The sequence below is a fragment of the Variovorax sp. YR752 genome, from assembly GCF_943372545.1.
In genome coordinates, this window is record NZ_CALRZC010000187.1 from 1 (window position 1) to 16,841 (window position 16,841).

Annotated in this window: 13 protein-coding genes and 1 pseudogene; 7 read left to right on the plus strand and 7 right to left on the minus strand. The window is 70.1% G+C overall.

Translation table 11 applies throughout. From position 1 onward, the window contains the following. The first annotated feature begins 48 nt into the window (after nt 1-48). The 4 genes from AAG801_RS30985 (at nt 49) to AAG801_RS31000 (ending at nt 4,084) form a co-directional block, all read left to right on the plus strand. Nucleotides 49-924, plus strand: a complete 876-nt coding sequence (locus tag AAG801_RS30985) for a phytanoyl-CoA dioxygenase family protein (RefSeq protein ID WP_099790947.1) — start codon at nt 49-51, stop codon at nt 922-924. Between the two features lie 5 nt (nt 925-929). Further along, nucleotides 930-2,291 (plus strand): Gfo/Idh/MocA family oxidoreductase, encoded by a 1,362-nt coding sequence (locus tag AAG801_RS30990; RefSeq protein ID WP_341891844.1) that lies wholly within the window; start codon nt 930-932, stop codon nt 2,289-2,291. Nucleotides 2,292-2,459: 168 nt separating this feature from the next. Beyond that, nucleotides 2,460-2,831 (plus strand): YciI family protein, encoded by a 372-nt coding sequence (locus AAG801_RS30995; RefSeq protein ID WP_341891845.1) that lies wholly within the window; start codon nt 2,460-2,462, stop codon nt 2,829-2,831. After that, on the plus strand, nt 2,828-4,084 hold the full coding sequence (locus AAG801_RS31000; RefSeq protein ID WP_341891846.1) for a DUF6596 domain-containing protein: 1,257 nt from the start codon (nt 2,828-2,830) through the stop codon (nt 4,082-4,084). Before AAG801_RS30995 ends, AAG801_RS31000 begins: the two co-directional genes overlap by 4 nt. Nucleotides 4,085-4,089: 5 nt before the next feature. On the opposite strand, the gene AAG801_RS31005 is transcribed toward AAG801_RS31000, so the two are convergent. Continuing rightward, nucleotides 4,090-5,523 carry a serine hydrolase domain-containing protein gene (locus tag AAG801_RS31005; RefSeq protein ID WP_341891847.1) on the minus strand — a complete coding sequence of 478 codons (1,434 nt, stop codon included), beginning with the start codon at nt 5,521-5,523 and terminating at the stop codon, nt 4,090-4,092. A gap of 65 nt (nt 5,524-5,588) precedes the next feature. On the opposite strand from AAG801_RS31005, the gene AAG801_RS31010 reads away from it, so the two are divergent. Next, nucleotides 5,589-8,174, plus strand: coding sequence for an FtsX-like permease family protein (locus tag AAG801_RS31010; protein WP_341891848.1), 2,586 nt, complete (start codon nt 5,589-5,591; stop codon nt 8,172-8,174). 24 nt (nt 8,175-8,198) lie between these two features. Here AAG801_RS31010 and AAG801_RS31015 read toward each other — a convergent pair whose 3' ends face one another. Further along, entirely contained in the window at nt 8,199-10,718 is a 2,520-nt protein-coding gene (locus AAG801_RS31015) for a penicillin acylase family protein (RefSeq protein ID WP_341891849.1), read from the minus strand. A 108-nt stretch (nt 10,719-10,826) separates the two neighbouring features. On the opposite strand from AAG801_RS31015, the gene AAG801_RS31020 reads away from it, so the two are divergent. Beyond that, nucleotides 10,827-11,903 carry a PLP-dependent cysteine synthase family protein gene (locus AAG801_RS31020; protein ID WP_341891850.1) on the plus strand — a complete coding sequence of 359 codons (1,077 nt, stop codon included), beginning with the start codon at nt 10,827-10,829 and terminating at the stop codon, nt 11,901-11,903. 2 nt (nt 11,904-11,905) lie between these two features. Next, nucleotides 11,906-13,003: a carotenoid 1,2-hydratase gene (locus AAG801_RS31025; protein ID WP_341891851.1), complete on the plus strand. Its 1,098-nt coding sequence runs from the start codon at nt 11,906-11,908 to the stop codon at nt 13,001-13,003. A 21-nt stretch (nt 13,004-13,024) separates the two neighbouring features. Here the strand turns inward: AAG801_RS31025 and AAG801_RS31030 are convergent, their stop codons facing one another. From AAG801_RS31030 to AAG801_RS31050, 5 genes and pseudogenes are all read right to left on the minus strand, one after another. After that, complete coding sequence (locus tag AAG801_RS31030; protein ID WP_341891852.1) at nt 13,025-13,780, minus strand: hypothetical protein; 756 nt, start codon at nt 13,778-13,780, stop codon at nt 13,025-13,027. Nucleotides 13,781-14,174: 394 nt separating this feature from the next. Beyond that, a complete protein-coding gene (locus AAG801_RS31035; RefSeq protein ID WP_341891853.1) occupies nt 14,175-14,624 on the minus strand; it encodes a cupin domain-containing protein in 450 nt (149 codons plus the stop codon). A 145-nt stretch (nt 14,625-14,769) separates the two neighbouring features. Continuing rightward, nucleotides 14,770-15,759, minus strand: coding sequence for a branched-chain amino acid ABC transporter permease (locus tag AAG801_RS31040; RefSeq protein WP_180838895.1), 990 nt, complete (start codon nt 15,757-15,759; stop codon nt 14,770-14,772). Nucleotides 15,760-15,769: 10 nt separating this feature from the next. After that, the gene (locus AAG801_RS31045; RefSeq protein ID WP_101489724.1) at nt 15,770-16,645 is read right to left on the minus strand and encodes a branched-chain amino acid ABC transporter permease; all 876 of its coding nucleotides are present in this window, start codon (nt 16,643-16,645) and stop codon (nt 15,770-15,772) included. A gap of 45 nt (nt 16,646-16,690) precedes the next feature. Further along, a pseudogene (locus tag AAG801_RS31050) lies at nt 16,691-16,841 on the minus strand (ABC transporter permease); the annotation flags it as partial.

Below are 16,841 nucleotides of genomic sequence, written 5' to 3' on the forward strand. Positions count from 1 at the left end.
CGCATCTGCATCGGCATCTGGAACCCCCACCAAAAAAGGAGACAAGGCATGAAGCTGACCCCCGAGCAACGCGCGCAGTTCGAGCGCGAGGGCTACCTGTTCTTCCCCGGCCACTTCTCACCCGAAGAGACGAAGGTGCTGACCGAGGCGGTGCCCGACCTGTACAGCAAGCGCGCGGCCTTCAACGTGCGCGAGAAGGGCTCCGACGCCGTGCGCACGAACTTCGCGGCGCACCTCATCAGCGAGCCCTTCGCGCGGCTGGCGCGGCACCCGCGCATGGTCGGGCCGGTGATGGACCTGTTCGACGAAGCGGTCTACATGCACCAGTTCAAGATCAACGGCAAGATGGCCTTCGAAGGCGACGTGTGGCAGTGGCACCAGGACTACGGCACCTGGCTCAACGACGACCTGATGCCCACCGAGCGCGCGATGAACGTGGCGATCTTTCTCGATGAGGTGACCGAGCACAACGGCCCGCTGATGTTCATTCCGGGCAGCCATCGCAAGGGCGTGGTCGATGCCAAGCATGACCTCACGACCACGAGCTACCCGCTGTGGACGGTCGACAACGACCTGATCCGCCAGCTGGTCGATCGCGCGGGCGGCACGCAGGGCGGCATCGTCTCGCCCAAGGGCCCGGCCGGTTCGATGATCCTGTTCCACAGCTGCCTCGTGCATGCCTCGGGCAGCAACCTCTCGCCCTTCAACCGCGTGGCCGTGTACCTGAGCCTGTGCGCGGTCAGCAACCACATCCGCCGCCACAAGCGGCCCGAGTACATCGCGCATCGCGACTTCACGCCGATCGAGATGCTGCCCGACGACTGCCTGCGCCAGCCCTACCCCGTCGACGTGCCGTGGAAAGACGGCCTGCCCGAGAGCGCGCTGCGCACCTCGCTCGACGTCATCGATTCCGTGGAAGCCTGAACACCATGAGCCTGCACACCCGCCTGCAACAACGCGCTGCCGAAGGCCGCCCCATCCGCATCGGCCTGATCGGCGCCGGCAAGTTCGGCGCCATGTACCTGGCGCAGATCCCGCGCACGCCCGGCGTGCAACTGGTCGCCATTGCCGACCTCTCACCCGCCGCCGCGCGCGTCAACCTCGAGCGCGTGGGCTGGCTGGCCGAGCGCAGCAATGCCGGCTCGGTACAAGAGGCGCTGAAGACCGGCGCCACCTGGATCACCGACGACTGGCAGGCCGTGACGCGCGAGCCCGGCATCGACATCGTGGTCGAGTGCACCGGCAACCCCATTGCCGCGGTCGATCACTGCCTGGACGCCTTTGCGCACGGCAAGCACGTGGTCAACGTGACGGTCGAGGCCGACGCCTTCTGCGGCCCGCTGCTCGCGCACAAGGCGCAGCAGGCCGGCGTGGTGTATTCGCTGGCCTTCGGCGACCAGCCCGCGCTGATCTGCGACCTGGTCGACTGGGCGCGCACCTGCGGCTTTCCGGTGGTCGCGGCCGGGCGCGGCCACAAGTGGCTGCCGCACTTCACCGAATCGACGCCCGAAACGGTGTGGGGCAACTACGGCCTCACGCCCGAACAAGCCAAGCGCGGCGGGCTCAACCCGAAGATGTTCAACAGCTTCCTCGACGGCTCGAAACCGTCGATCGAAAGCTCGGCCGTGGCCAACGCCACCGGCCTGGGCGTGCCCTCCGACGGCTTGCTCTACCCGCCCGCGAGCGTGGAAGACATTCCCTTCGTCACTCGCCCGAAGAGCGAAGGCGGCGTGCTGGAGCGCAAGGGCATGGTCGAAGTGATCTCGTCGCTCGAAGCCGACGGCCGCAAGATTCCCTACGACATCCGCATGGGCGTGTGGGTCACGGTCGAGGCCGAGACCGACTACATCAAGAACTGCTTCGAGGAATACAACGCCCACACCGACCCGAGCGGGCGCTACTTCACGCTCTACAAGCGCTGGCACCTGATCGGGCTCGAAGTCGGCATGTCGGTCGCCAGCGTGGCGCTGCGCGGCGAGCCCACCGGCGTGGCCACCGGCTGGAACGCCGACGTGGTCGCCACCGCCAAGCGCGACCTCGCGGCGGGCGAGATGCTCGATGGCGAAGGCGGCTACACCGTCTGGGGCAAGCTGCTGCCGGCCGAGCGCTCGCTGCGCCTGGGCGGCCTGCCGCTCGGGCTGGCGCACAACGTCAAGCTCGTGCGCCCCGTGAAGAAGGGCCAGAGCCTGAGCTGGGCCGACGTGGCGATGGACACCAGCACCGCCGCCTACCGGCTGCGCCAGGAAATGGAAACGTTGTTCACGCCCGCGGTGCGCGACCGGGCCGCCTGAGCGCGACCTGAACGGGCCCCGCAGCAGCGGGGCCTCTCGTTGCGCCAAAGGGCGAACAGATCAAGAATCTTCTGCTCGGCACCGTTCCGGTGTCGAAATGACCGGTTGCGGGCCGTCATTGTGGTGAGCGCTCTTGCTCGGCAAGCTTTTCCTTCACGGAGAAACACCATGCAGTACATGTTGATGTTCTACCAACCCGCCGCCGAATTCGAACAACGTGACGACCCCGCCTCGCAGGCCTACCGCGCCAGCTGGGTCGCGTATGCCGACGCGGTGCGCCAGTCGGGCGTCGCACTCGGCGGCCACGGCCTGTTGCCGCCCATGACCGGCACCACGCTGCGCGTGCGCGGCGACAAGCGCCAGGTGCAGGACGGCCCCTTCGCCGACACCAAGGAGCAGCTCGGCGGCTATTTCGTGGTCGACGTGCCCGACCTCGACGCCGCGCTCGAATGGGCCGCACGCGCGCCCTGCGCCGCCAGCGGCGGTGTCGAGGTGCGGCCGGTCTTCACCGCCACCGCGGCGGGTACGAGCCAGGCGTGACCACTCCGGCGGCACATGACGCCGCCGAACGCGCGGCACACACTTCAGCCGAACGCGCGGCACGCGCGTCGTACGGGCGGCTGCTGGCCATCCTGTCCGCGCGCACGCACGACATCGCCGCCTCCGAAGACGCCCTCGCCGACGCCTTCGCCCGCGCGCTCGAACGCTGGCCCGCCGACGGCGTGCCGGTGCAGCCCGACGCCTGGCTGCTGAGCGTCGCGCGGCACCGCAAGCTCGACGCCTGGCGCCACAGCCGCGTGCAGGACGACGCCACGCAGACGCTGCTGCTGCTCGCGGGCGAAATGGACGAGGCCGACCCCGATGCCGCCACCGTGCCCGACGAGCGGCTGCGCCTGCTCTTCGTCTGCGCGCACCCGGCCATCGACGCCGCCGCGCGCGCGCCGCTCATGCTGCAGACCGTGCTCGGCCTCGACGCCGCGCGCATGGCCGGCGCGTTCCTCACCTCGCCTTCCGCGCTGGGCCAGCGGCTGGTGCGCGCCAAGGCCCGCATCCGCGCGGCCGGCATCTCCTTCGAATACCCGCAGGCGCGCGACCTGCCGCACCGGCTGCGCGACGTGCTCGACGGCATCTACGCCGCCTACGGCACCGGCTGGGACGACGTCGACGGCGCCGACGCCCTGCCCCGCGGCTTGACGACCGAGGCCATCGACCTGGGCCGCATCCTGTGCCGCCTGATGCCCGCCGAACCCGAGCCGCTGGGCCTGCTCGCGCTGATGCTGTTCTGCGAGGCGCGCACCGCCGCGCGCCGCACCGAGGCCGGCGCCTACGTGCCGCTCGACCAGCAGCAGATCACGCGCTGGGACCACGCGCTGCTCGCCGAGGCCGAGCACCATCTGCGCATCGCGTCGGCCATGCAGTCGCTCGGGCCGTACCAGCTCGAAGCCGCGATCCAGTCGGCCCACTGCGAGCGCCGCGCGGGCGCACCGGTGCCGCCCGAAGTGCTGGTGTCGCTGTACGAAGGTTTGCTCGCGCTGCGGCCGAGCATCGGCGCGCAAGTCAGCCTGGCGTGTGCGCTGGCGAACGCACGCGGGCCCGAGACCGGGCTGCGCGCGCTCGATGCGATCCCGTCGGACGAAGTGGCGAGCTACCAGCCGTTCTGGGCGGCACGCGCGCATCTGCTCGCGGCCGGTGGTGCGCGCGTGGCAGCGCGGCAGGCCTACGACCGGGCGATCGGGTTGAGCAGCAATGGCGCGGTGCGGGCGTACCTGCACGCGATGTCGGAGCGGGCCTGAGGCGCTCAGTCCTGCAGCACAGCAGCGCCAACGCGCCGCCCTTCAAGCCGACTGCCGCCCTGCGTCAGCGTGACGCCATTCACCTCACCCCCATCGCCGCGCCGGAACACGAACTGCGCGCCGATCGCCGTCACCGCAAAGCGGTCCGGCCCCGTGGGCGTGAGCCCGTTGTAGCCCTTGCCCGATTCGCGTGCCAGCAGCCGCCCGTCGCGCACGGTGAAGCCCAGCACCTGCGCCTTGCCGACGCGGAACTCGCCCGCGTAGTCGGCCAGGCGTTTCGGATCGATCGGCACTTCCGCGGTCGGCACCGGGTAGCGGCTCTTGCCGATGGCGAACATCACGGGCTGCAGCGGTGCGCGCTGGTTGCTGGCGAGCACGATGAGCGCCTCGCCGGTGTCGGGCGCCAGCAGCCAGAGCGTGCGGTAGCCCTCGGTGACGCCCGCGTGGTAGTAGGTGCGCCGGCCGGTCTCGGGGCCGCGCACCATCACGGCATAGCCGATCTCGGCGCCCTCGTAGCGCGCGAGCGGCGTGAGCAGGCGTGCGGCGGCCGGGCCCAGCGGACCCTGGGCGCCGGCGAGGATGGCGCGGCTGAAGGCCAGCATGTCGGCGGCGGTCGAGCGCAGTGCGCTGGCCGGTGCGTAGGCATGCATGTCGAAGCGCTGCTGGCGCTGGTCGCCCGCGAACGGCGGCGCCATGCGCGAGGCCTTGTCGCCGAGCGGGATCACGGTGTCGTTCATGCCCAGCGGTTCGGTGATGCGCGCACGCACCAGCTCGCCCCACGAGGTGCCATAGCGCAGCGCCAGCAGTTGCCCGAGCAACGCCATGCCGAAGTTGCTGTAGCGCGCCTCGCACGGCGCCGCGACGGCGGTGAGGCGGATGCGCGCGAGCGCGGCCCAGAACATCGGCAGGTCGAAGCTGCGGAACTGCTCGGCCAGCGCGGCGCCGCCGGTGACGCCGTCGGCCATCACGGGCAGGCAGCCGGTGTGCGTGACGAGTTGCTTGAGCGTGATCGCGGCCACAGCCGGCGGCACGCCTTCGGCATGGCCGGCCAGCAGCTTGCCCACGCTGTCGTCGAGCGCCACGTCGCCGCGCTCCACAGCCTGCGCGAGCAGCAGGCCGGTGAAGACCTTGGTGACGGAGCCGATCTCGAACATCGGCTGCTCCGCACTGGCGGGCGCAATGGCGCGCGCCACCAGCGGCTCGGGGTTGTGGGCGATGCCGTAGCCGGCCTTGTCGCCGCGCAGCACGCCGACCACCAGCGTGCCGCGCTCGGTGCCGAGCGCGGTGCGGGCCAGCACGGCGGGGTCGCTGGCGAGCGAGAGCGGTGCGGCGGGTGCGGACGGCGGTACGAGCTGCGCGCTCGCCGCGCCCACCAGCCAGGGCGCGAGAAGCCAGGGTGCCAGCCAACGGCGGCACCAGGCGGAGGGCAGAAGCCGCATCGTCGGAATCCTCGGGCGTGAAGTCGGAACAGCCGCCATCCTGCCACGGCGGCCACAATGACCCCATGCGTGCATTGCTTTCGACTTTCTCCTGGCAGGAACTGCGCCACCACCCCTGGCGCAACGCGGCGGCCGTGCTGGCCGTGATGCTGGGCGTGGCGCTGGCGTTTTCGGTGCAGCTCATCAACGCCTCGGCGCTCGACGAGTTCTCCAGCGCCGTGCGCTCGGTGAACGGCCAGCCCGACCTCGAAGTGCGCGCGGCACAAGGCAGCTTCGGCGAGGCCGTGTTCGGTCGGCTGGCGCGCCGGCCCGAGGTGGCGCTGGCGAGTCCGGTGCTCGAATTTCAAGGCCTCGCCTTGGGCGGCGACGGGCGCCAGGTGCCGTTGCGCGTGATCGGCGTCGATGCGCTCGCGCTCCCCACCATCGCGCCCGCGCTGATGCCGCAGTCGGCGGCCGGTGCCGAGCGCTTCGCGCTGTTCGCGCCCGGCCATGTGTTCCTCAACGCGGCGGCGCGCCAGGCGCTGCAGTTGCCGCTGCAGCCTGCGTCCGACGAAAGCCTGCAGCTGCGCAGCGGCGCCACGTGGCAACGCCTCGCGGTGTCGGGCCATGTGACGGCCGGCGGCGCGGCGCTGGCGGTGATGGACATCGCCGCCGCGCAGGAGCTGTTCGGCCAGCTCGGCCAGTTGAGCCGCATCGACCTTCGGCTCGCGCCGGGCACCGACCGCGCGGCCTTCGTCGCCGCACTCGAAAAGTCGTCCGGCTGGCCCGCGGGCCTGAAGTTCGCCGAGCCGGGTGACGCAGCCGAGCGCGTGAGCAACCTGTCGCGCGCCTACCGCGTCAACCTCACGGTGCTGGCGCTGGTGGCGCTGTTCACGGGCGCGTTCCTGGTGTTCTCGGTGCTCGCGCTCAGCGTGGCCAAGCGCGCGCAGCAGTTCGCGCTGCTCGGCGTGCTGGGCCTCACGCCGCGCGAACGGCTGCGGCTGGTGCTGGCCGAATCGCTGGTGCTGGGGCTGATCGGCAGCGCGGCCGGGCTGGCACTCGGCACCGCGCTCGCGGCCTTTGCGCTGCGCGTGCTGGGCGGCGACCTGGGCGGCGGCTACTTCGAAGGCGTCGCACCCCGTCTGCATTGGAGCGGCGCCGCCGCGCTGCTGTACGGCGGGCTCGGCGTGGTGGCCGCGCTCGTGGGCGGCTGGTGGCCCGCGCGCGCCGCGCAGGCGCTGCCCGAGGCGCAGACGCTCAAGGGCCTCGGCGCCGCACCCACACAGGGCCGCCACCACTGGCTCGCGCTCGGGCTCATCGGCGCGGGTGCGGCGCTGGCCAACCTGCCGGCCATCGGCGGCATTCCGGTGGCGGCGTATCTGTCGGTGGCCTGCCTGCTGGTGGGCGGCATCACCGCCCTGCCCTGGCTCATCGCGCTGCTGTACGACCGCGTGGCACCCGCGTTTGCGCGGCGCGTACTGCCGATGCTCGCCGTCGAGCGCGCGCGGCGCATGCGCGGCACGGCGGCCGTGGCGGTGAGCGGTGTGGTCGCGAGCCTGAGCCTCGCGGTGGCGCTGACGGTGATGGTCGCGAGCTTTCGCGAGTCGGTCACGCACTGGCTCGACGTGGTGCTGCCGGCCGACCTGTACGTGCGCGCCACCTCGGGCGGGCGCGGCAGCGGCAACAGCGGCGGCACCAGCAGCACCGACACCGCGACCTTCGCACCAGCCTTCGTGCAGGCGCTGGCGCAGCTGCCCGGCGTGGCGCGCACCGGCACGCTGCGCACGCAGTCGCTGCAGCTCGACCCCGCGCAGCCGGCCGTGACGCTGATCGCGCGCAGCCTCGAAGGCGGCGTGGCGCGCGGGCTGCCGCTGGTCGGCGAGGCGCTGCCCGTGCCGCCCGGGCAGACCGGCATCTACGTGAGCGAGCCGATGGTCGAGCTGTACGGCGCGAAGCCGGGCACCGCGTTCGCGCCGTTGGCCGATGCAATGCGCGCGTCAACGCCGCAGGTGTTCTTCGTGGCGGGCGTGTGGCGCGACTACGCGCGACAGTTCGGCGCCATCGCGATGGACGCGCGCGACTTCGAGCGCATCACCGGCGAGCACGACGTGAGCGACGTCGCACTGTGGCTCGCGCCCGGTGCATCGGAGGCAGAAGTGCAGGCGGCCGTTCGCGCTCTCGCGTCGCGCACCTCACGCGACGGCGCCGTGGAGCTGGCCTCGGTCGGCCAGATCCGCGCGACCTCGCTGCGCATCTTCGACCGCAGCTTTGCCGTCACCTACTGGCTGCAGGCCGTGGCCATCGCCATCGGCCTGTTCGGCATTGCGGCCAGCTTCAGCGCGCAGGTGCTGGCGCGGCGCAAGGAGTTCGGCCTGCTCGCGCACCTGGGCTTCACACGGCGGCAGGTGCTGGCCGTGGTGGCCGGCGAAGGCGCAGCCTGGACCGCCATCGGCGCGGTCGCCGGCTTGTTGCTCGGGCTGGCCGTGTCGGTGGTGCTGGTGAAGGTGGTGAACCCGCAGAGCTTCCACTGGAGCATGGACCTGCTGGTGCCCTGGGTGCGGCTGCTGGCGCTGTGCGCCGCCGTGGTGGCGGCGGGCACGTTCACGGCGTGGATGGCGGGGCGCGCCGCGGCGGGGCGCGACGTGGTGCTGGCGGTGAAAGAGGACTGGTAGCGCCCTCTTCCATCGCCATTCCTTCTAGCGCCCTGGCGTCAACTGGATTCTTTCCACCGTTTCTTTCTCGACAGCCCCTCGGCTGTAGACCAGCGGCACGTACTTGCCTTCGAGCCACAGCGGCGCCAGGTCGCGGTAGTTCGGGCTGTCGGGGTTGCCCGACTGGCCCGGCGTGTTGATGACACGCGACGCGTCCCAGTTGCCCACGTCGAGCACCATGCGGAACGACGCGCCCGAGGTCAGCTTGTAGTCGTTCGCGCGGTAGGTGGCGGCCATCGGCGTGAACGACGAGCCGGACATCGGCCAGTCGCCCACCTCGAGCTTCTTGCGCGTGGCCGCATCGACCACGCCGCCCAGCGGATGCCGGAACTCGGCGCGGTGCAAGGCGCCCCACTTCCAGGCCGCCGGGTCGGGGCCGAGCTTGGTCGACAGTTCCTGCATCGCGGCAGGCAAGGTCGTCAGCAGCAAGGCATCGCGCTGCGCGTTGCTGACCCAGCCGGACGGGTTCTCCAGCAGCAGCACCATGCGCGTGTTGTCGCCCGGCGCAGCCAGCGCGGCACCGGCGTCGCCCGCCCCGGCCTTGAGCACGGCCTGGCGCAGGAACTTGCTGCTCCACACCTCGTACAGCGCGGCGGCCGCGCTGTCGCGGTCCATGGCGCCGTTCCAGCCTTGCAGCAGGCGCAGCGCCGCGGCGGTCTGTGCGTCGTCGCTGCGCTGGCCGGCCAGCAGCTTCAGCAGCCGCTGCGCCGGCGTCGCGACGATGTCGTTCTGCATGCGCTCCGAGTCCTCGATGGTGAAGCGTGAACCTGCCGCCACCTTGGCCGCGAACAGTTCCTTGAGCCGGCGCGCGCGGGCCGCATCGCTCCACTCGTAGCCCACGCCCTTCTTCGCGGCGGGATGGTCGGGCGGGATGTTGTTCTCGTTGGCCGTGACCACGTAGCCGCGCGCGGGGTTGAACTCCGACGGCAGCTCGTCGCCATTGCGGAAGCCCGACCATTCGTAGCGGCCGTCGCCCGGCACCGGCATGAGGCCGTCCCAGTTCGGACGGATCGGCGTGAGGCCGCCCGGAATCCAGCCGACGTTGCCGCTGCTGTCGGCATACACCTGGTTTTCGCCGGGTGCGCCCCAGCGGTTCATCGCAGCACGGAACTGGTCCCAGTTGCGTGCGCGCATGTAGTCCATCGAACCGAAGTACGGCGCCATGCCGGGCTCCAGCCACGCGGCGCGCAGCGCAAACGCGCGGCGCTTGCCGGGCTCGGCGAGCAGCACGGGGCCATGGCGCGTGAAGGTGTTGACCACCTCGCGCGGCGCGCTCTCGCCCTTGACCGCGATGCGCTCGGTGACGCGCGTCATCGGCTCCCAACGGCCCTGGTAGCGGTACTCCTCGGGGTTGGTCGGGTTCAGGTCGTACACGTACAGGTCTTCCTGGTCCATGTAGAAGCGCGTGAGGCCGAAGGCGATGGTGCCGTTGTGGCCGATCGACAGGCCCGGCAGGAAGGGCTCGCCCGCGCCGATGGCGTCCATGCCGGGCGCACTCAGGTGCGTCATGTAGCGCAGGCTCGGCGCGCCGTGCGAGCGGTGCGGGTCGTTGGCCAGAATCGGCCGGCCCGTGGACGTGAGCTTCGGCGCGATGACCCAGTTGTTGCTGCCGTAGGCGGCCGTGGGGTCGCCTTGCGATGCGCGTTGCTCCGCCTCGTCCTGCTCGGCCTTCGCGGCGATCGACTCGGCGCTGCCAGGCAGCAGCGCGACCGGCGTGGAGGACGCGCCCGCGTTCATGCCCACGCGCGTGTTCTCCTTGGTGAAGCGCGGCGAATCGGTGGCCCGCAGGTAAGCCGCGCGCAGCTCTGCCGCAGGGATGGTGCACGGGTCGAAGCCGTCGGGCACCTTGGGCGTGACCGGCGGATCGAGTTCGCGGCGCAGCCAGTCGGCCTTGGCGCCCGGCGCGCCGGCGCAGAAGGCGCGTGCGCGGTCGACTTCGGACGTGAAGTTGAGCGTGAGCCCGTGGTGCCGGATGCGCACCACGTCCTCGGGCGACCATGCGGCCGGCTGGTAGCCCAGCAGCGCGAACTCGGTCGGCAGCAGCGCGGGCTGCGCGCGAACCTGCGCGACATAGGCATTGACGCCGGCCGTGAAGGCCTCGGCCACGCGCTTGGCGTCGGAGCCGTAGGCCAGCCATTCGCGGTACATGTCGCCGCGGTAGAGCACGGCGCGCGCGGCGCGGTCGCTCTCGACCCAGGCGGGACCGAAGTCCTTGGCCATTTCGCCGAGGCCGCGCTTGCGCCACAGGTCCATCTGCCAGAGCCGGTCGCGCGCGGCGATGAAGCCCTGCGCCACGAAGGCGTCGTAGAGCGTGCCGGCGTACAGGTGCGGCACGCCCCAGCGGTCGACCAGCACTTCGGCGGGCTTCTCGAGGCCGGGCACGGTGAAGGATGAGGCGGGGCGCGTGGGGGTGTTGCTGCCCGGCGAAGTGGACGCACAGCCTGCGAGTGCCAGCACCGCCAGCGACACGGCGCCCAGGGAAAGCCGATGGCTCGTTCTCTTCATGTCTCTCGTCTCCTGTCTTGTTGTGGATTGGCAGCGCACAGTATCCCGATTTCCGCCGCTTTCCGTCACCCGCCGGGTGACAGGGCATGACTTGTAGACTGGCACGCTATGCAGCCCACCCCTTCATCCTCCTCCTGCGGCGACTGGCTCTCCGGCGCGATCCACCGCATCGAAGCCGACTACCAGCGCAGCGCCGACACGCACCTCATTCCGCTGCCGCTGCCCGCGCTCGCCGCGCACGGCATCGACCTGTACCTGAAGGACGAATCGACGCACCCCACCGGCAGCCTCAAGCACCGGCTCGCGCGTTCGCTGTTTCTCTATGCGCTGTGCAACGGCTGGGTGCGCGAAGGCACGACCATCGTCGAGGCGTCGAGCGGTTCCACCGCCGTGAGCGAGGCCTACTTCGCGCGGCTGCTGGGCCTGCCCTTCATCGCCGTGATGCCGCGCAGCACCTCGCCCGAGAAGGTCGCGCAGATCGCCTTCTACGGCGCGAGCTGCCACTTCGTGGACCACGCAGCGCAGGTGTACGACGAGGCGCGCGCGCTGGCCGAGCGCAGCGGCGGCCACTACATGGACCAGTTCACGTACGCCGAGCGCGCGACCGACTGGCGCGGCAACAACAACATCGCCGAAAGCATGTTCCAGCAGATGGCGCGCGAGCGGCACCCAGTGCCCGCGTGGATCGTGGTGGGCGCCGGCACCGGCGGCACCAGCGCCACCATCGGACGCTATGTGCGCTTTCGCTGCCACGACACGCAGGTGTGCGTGGCCGACCCCGAGGGCTCGGTGTTCTCGGCCTACCACCGCAGCGGCGACACCACGCTGACCGCGCCCGGTTCGCGCATCGAAGGCATCGGCCGTCCGCGCGTGGAGCCCAGCTTCGTGCGCACGCTGGTCGACCGCATGCTCGAAGTGCCCAACCTCGACTCGGTGGCCGCCATGCATGCGCTGTCGGCATTGCTGGGCCGCAAGGTCGGCCCGTCGACCGGCACCAACTTCGTCGGCATGCTGGCCGTGGCGCACGAGATGCGCACGGCCGGCCAGCAGGGTTCGATTCTTTCGCTGCTGTGCGATGCGGGCGAACGCTACCTGCCGAGCTACCACGACGCCGACTGGGTGCGCAACGCGTTCGGCGACATCGCGCCGGCGCAGCAACGCATCGACGCGCTGGTGGCAGGTTGACGATGTCCACGCGCGCACCCGGTGGCCTCATCGCGCGGCGGCAGCTGTTGCTGCTGGCCGCGCTGGCCGCCTCGGGCGCGCCGCATGCCGGCTGGGCCCTGCCCGCGAAGGCGCTGCAGTTTCCGCGCGACTTCGGCAGCCACCCCGAGCTGCGCACCGAGTGGTGGTACATCACCGGCCACGGCCAGACCGCCGCGGGCCGCGCGTTCGGTTTCCAGGTGACCTTCTTCCGCTCGCGCGTCGACTCCACGCAGGCCATGCGCTCGGCTTTCGCCGCCAAGCAGCTGGTGTTCGCGCACGCGGCCGTCACCGACCTCGAAGGCCGCGTGCTGCGGCACGACCAGCGCATCGCACGCGCAGGCTTCGACGTGGCCTCGGCCAGCGAAACCGACACCGACGTGCGTTTGCGCGACTGGACGCTGGTGCGCGATGCCGGCAGCGGCGCCTACACCGCGCGCATCCCCGCCGGCGAGTTCACGCTCGACCTGCGCTTTGCGCCGTCGCAGCCGGTGCTGCTGCAGGGCCGCGAGGGCTTGTCGCGCAAGGGCCCCGACCCCGAGCAGGCGAGCTACTACTACAGCGAACCGCAACTGCAGGCGCAAGGCCGCCTCACCTTGCAAGGCCAGGCTCCGTTCGAGATCACCGGCACCGCGTGGCTCGATCATGAATGGAGCGAGGCGCTGATGCACCCCGAGGCCGTGGGCTGGGACTGGATCGGCATGAACCTCGACGACGGCAGCGCGCTCACGGCCTTCCACCTGCGCCGCCGCGACGGCAGCGCGTTGTGGTCCGGCGGCTCGTTCCGCCCGCGCGGTGGCGCGGCGCGCATCTTCGGCCCCGGCGAAGTGCGCTTCGACGCCCTGCGCAGCTGGACCAGCCCGCGCACCCGCGCGAGCTACCCCACGCACTGGCGCATCGACACGCCCGCCGGCCGCTTCGAGGTGCAGGCGCTGCTCGACGACCAGGAGCTCGACAGCCGCGGCTCGACGGGCGGCGTGTACTGGGAAGGCTTGAGCGAGCTGCGCGATGCGCAGCAAGGCAAGCGCGTGGGGCGCGGGTACCTCGAGATGACGGGGTATGCGGCGCCGCTGCGGTTGTGAGCCGAAGTGCAGCGCGAGGGGCTACTTCACGCCCTGGCTCAGCGCCTGCGCTGTGTTGCGCGACAGCGCGCGGACGTAGTCGTCGATCGCCGAAGCGACTGGCGCGAGCTCGGTGCTGCTCAGCCGCTTGAGGTCGCGTGGTTCCTGGAAATCCTTGAGTTGCCGCACCCGTTGCCGCTGCTGGGCGAGCATCGGCTCGTAGGCCGCGAGGTTCAGCGGCGGGTCCATGACGAAGACCTTGGCTTCGATCGCGGGCACCGCGAAGTACCGCGTCGACGCCAGCATGCCGCGCGTGAAGAGGCCCGAGTTCTGCATGAAGCTCTCGTCGCAGGGACCCCCGGTGCACTCCATGCGCGCCTGCGTTCGCGTCGCCTCGATGAGGACCACCGCGGAGATCTGATCGTCCTTCAGCTTGCGTGCAGCCCACGCCTGCGCAGGATTCGCGATCCAGCGACCATCCTTGAAGATGGCCAGCGCGTTGACGGAGGTCGTGGCAAAGCTCGTGAGCCGCACCACCTGGAAGCCGGCCTTCTCGAGCTCCGACGTGAAGGCCTCGTAGACCTTGGCCGTGGGGGTCCAGGGGAACGGGTACGTGGTCGAGAAGTTGTTGAAGACGGTCGTGCCCACGTGCATGTGTTCCGCAGATGCGGGCATCCGGACGAGCAGGCCGACCTTGGCGCCCTTCGCGAGCTTGCCGCCGTTCGGCGGCAGCGTCGGCGGGGTCATGCACCCCGTCAGCGCGAGCGCCATGAAAAGTGCGAGCAGCCATCTGCGCATGGGGGTCTCCTTCTTCTTGTCGGTGTGGGCCTGTGCGGCCGGGTGCGGACGATTGTGCCGAGCGCTGCATGCGGCGTAGCCACCGGAACCGGTGGTTTTGGATAGAGTCGGCCTCACGTCATGCCAAGCAGCCCACCGTCCATGAATGCCACACGTCATCAGAAGCTTCGCTCGGCGCTCATCGCGATCGCCGTGTTCGCGGGGATCGCCATCGCAGGCGCGCTGTTCGGCTTCAGCCGGAGTGGCAATTCGACGGGCCTCGCAGGCCGCGAGATCTGCCGCACCACGTGCATCGCGCGCGGTTGGAAAGACGGAACGATGGAGCCACCCTCGCACGCGACGACCGGGTCCACGCAAGGCCCGAAGGCCTGCCAGTGCCGATGACGACCGCGCATCACGCGGAAACCGTCACCCCATTGCGCTCCAGCACGGCCAGCAGCTTCGGAATGTCCGGCTCCGGTCCCACCGGAATCTCGCGATCGATCGCCGCGAACATCTGCGCAGCCATCGCGTCCTTGCCGGTGATCTCGAGCATCTGCCCGCCGCCCTTGCCGTAGTGGAAGCCATGCACCGTGCCGCGCGGCACGTGCACCAGCGTGCCGGGCTGGCACCGATGGGCCTGGCCGTCGCAGAGAAATTCGACCTCGCCGCCGAGCACATAGAACGACTCGTCCCAGTCGTGGCTGTGCGGGGGTGGTCCCGTGCCTTCGTCACCGCGTTGGAGGGTGACGCCGTAGCTCTGCGTCGCGGCGTTCGACGCCAGCACTGTCACCTGCGTGCCGAGCACGTTCAAGGGCGTTTCGTGCCGCTCGGGTGGCAGGACAAAGTACGGAAGAAGGGCCATGGCCGGCTCCTCGAAGTGGGAGCCAAATTCTGCGCCCCGGTCGCAGGGGGCACAAGCGGCGCAGGGTAACCTCCCCGCTTTGACGCGCTGCCCTGGCGGCGCAGACGATGCGCAAACACCGTCTGCCGCCGTCACGGCGTCTGCATCACTGCTTCGTGCGACGCCGATCGATGAACGCGATGATCTCGCCCATGATGCCCTTGCGGAAGGCCAGCACGCAGATCACGAAGATCAGGCCCGTGACCATGGTCACCGACTCGCCCAGCGTGTTGAACCAGTCGATGGTCGTGATGCGCGCCAGGAAGCTGCCGAGTTCGCCGATCTTGTTCTCCAGCAGCACCACCACCGCCGAGCCCACGATGGGACCCGACAGCGTGCCCAGGCCGCCGACCAAGGTCATCAGGATGACCTGGCCCGAAGCGGTCCAGTGCACGTCGGACAGCGTGGCAAAGCCCAGCACCAGCGTCTTGAGCGAACCGGCCAGGCCCGAGAGCGCGGCCGAGATCACGAAGGCCAGCAGCTTGAAGCGGCCCACGTCGTAGCCCAGCGAGAGCGCGCGCGGCTCGTTTTCCTTGATGCCCTTGAGCACCTGCCCGAACGGCGAGTGGATGGTGCGCACGATCAGCAGGAAGGCCAGCACGACGACGACCAGTGCCACGTAGTACATGGTGAGGTCGTTCGACAGGTCGATGACGCCGAAGAGCTTGCCGCGCGGCACGCCCTGCAGGCCGTCTTCGCCGCCCGTGAACTTGGCCTGCAGCGCGACGAAGAACATCATCTGCGCGAGCGCCAGCGTGATCATCGCGAAGTAGATGCCCTGGCGCCGGATGGCCAGCACGCCGAACAGCCAGCCCAGCAAGGCGCCGGTGAGCGTGCCCGCAATGAGGCCCAGCTCGGGCGTGAGGCCCCAGACCTTGATGGCGTGGCCCGCCACATACGCGGAGCCACCCAGAAAGGCCGCGTGGCCGAAGGACAGCAGGCCCGTGTAGCCCAGCAGCAGGTTGAAGGCCGCGGCGAACAGCGCGAAGCACATGAGCTTCATCACGAACACCGGGTAGGCACCGAAGAACGGCGCCAGCACCAGCGCAACCAACAGCAAGGCGTAGACGACAGTAGAGATTTTTTTCATGTTCATGCCGTTCGCCTTACTTCTCTTTGCCGAACAGGCCGGCGGGGCGAATCAACAGCACGATGACCATGATCACGAACACAACCGTCGAGGAAGCCTCGGGATAGAAAACCTTGGTGAGCCCTTCGATCACGCCCAGGCCCAGGCCCGTGAGGATGGCGCCCATGATGGAGCCCATGCCGCCGATCACGACCACCGCGAACACCACGATGATGAGGTTCTGCCCCATCAGCGGCGACACCTGCATCACCGGCGCGGCCAGCACGCCGGCGAAGGCGGCGAGCGCACAGCCGAAGGCGTAGGTCAGCGTGATCATCAGCGGCACGTTGACGCCGAAGGCTTCCACGAGCCGCGGGTTCTCGGTGCCGGCGCGCAGGTAGGCGCCCAGGCGGGTCTTCTCGATCACGTACCAGGTCGCGAAGCAGATCACCAGCGAGGCCACGACCACCCAGGCGCGGTAGTTGGGCAGCACCATGAAGCCAAGGTCGGTGGCACTCGACAGCGCATCGGGCGCGTCGTAGGGCAGCCCCGACACGCCGTAGACCGAGCGGAACACGCCTTCGATCAGCAGCGTGAGGCCCAGCGTGAGCAGCAGGCCGTAGAGGTGATCGAGCTTGTAGATCCAGCGCAGCAGCAACCGTTCGATGACCACGCCGAACAGGCCGATGAGGATCGGCGCGGCGATCAGCATCACCCAGTAGTTGACGCCCAGGTACTCCATGGCCATCCAGGTGAGGACGGCCCCGAGCATGAACAGCGCGCCGTGCGCGAAGTTGATGACGTTGAGCAAACCGAAGATCACCGCCAGCCCGAGGCTCAGGATGGCGTAGAACGAGCCGTTGACCAGCCCCAGAAGGAGCTGGCTCAACAAGGCGGGAAGGGAAATGTTCATAAGCGTTTCAACGAACCCGGGCGCCGCAGGGGCGCCCGCGGGGGGTCACTTCCAGAGGGCGCAGCGGCTTTCGGCCTTGGTCGTGAACACGTCCTCGCCCTTGAGCTTCTGCACCACCTTGTAGTAGTCCCACGGCTGCTTGGACTCGGCCGGCGACTTCACCTGCATCAGGTACATGTCGTGCACGAAGCGGCCA